The sequence below is a fragment of the Saccharothrix mutabilis subsp. mutabilis genome, from assembly GCF_039521145.1.
Taxonomy (GTDB): domain Bacteria; phylum Actinomycetota; class Actinomycetes; order Mycobacteriales; family Pseudonocardiaceae; genus Actinosynnema; species Actinosynnema mutabilis.
This window is the reverse complement of sequence record NZ_BAAABU010000095.1, coordinates 1-504: the sequence shown is the minus strand read 5'-3', so window position 1 is coordinate 504 and position 504 is coordinate 1. Positions and strand designations below refer to the sequence as shown.

The following is a 504-nucleotide window of genomic DNA, read 5'->3' as shown; positions in this document are numbered from 1 at the left end:
ATATCAACGACGACGTAACAGTCTCGGGCTCGGCAGTCGCTCCCGTAGCCTTCTTCGAGGACTTCGAGACCGAGGGCGTCAACAATTATACCGACAAGAGCTGGCAGGGCACCGCGGCCAAATGGTTCCTCCACGACGCCGGCATCACTCCTGACAGTAAGTATGAAGGCAAGCAGTCGGTCCGCTTCGGCAAGACCGCGTCGAGCTATCTCGAGCTTGACGAAGACCGCGTCGCCGGCATCGGCACAGTCTCGTTCTATGCGGCCGTGTGGAACAAAGACGGCGATGTAAGCTTTGCTGTCAGATATTCGGCCGACGGAGGCACGACATGGAACACCGCCGGCACCGGTTCGGTCACATCGTCGGCATATACCCGATATACCTTTACCGTCAATGCCGCCGGTCCCGTCAGCCTCCGTGTCGAGCAGACCGAAGGCAAGCGCTGGATGATCGACAACCTCGAGATGAGCGATTACCGCCAGAGCGGTCTCTTCGAGCCTGACG

General features: G+C 59.3%; 1 protein-coding gene. It reads left to right on the top strand.

What is annotated here, in order from left to right; genetic code table 11:
• Window positions 1-504: hypothetical protein (locus tag ABD126_RS38740; protein ID WP_343944892.1), on the top strand; the 504-nt coding region annotated here is incomplete at both ends.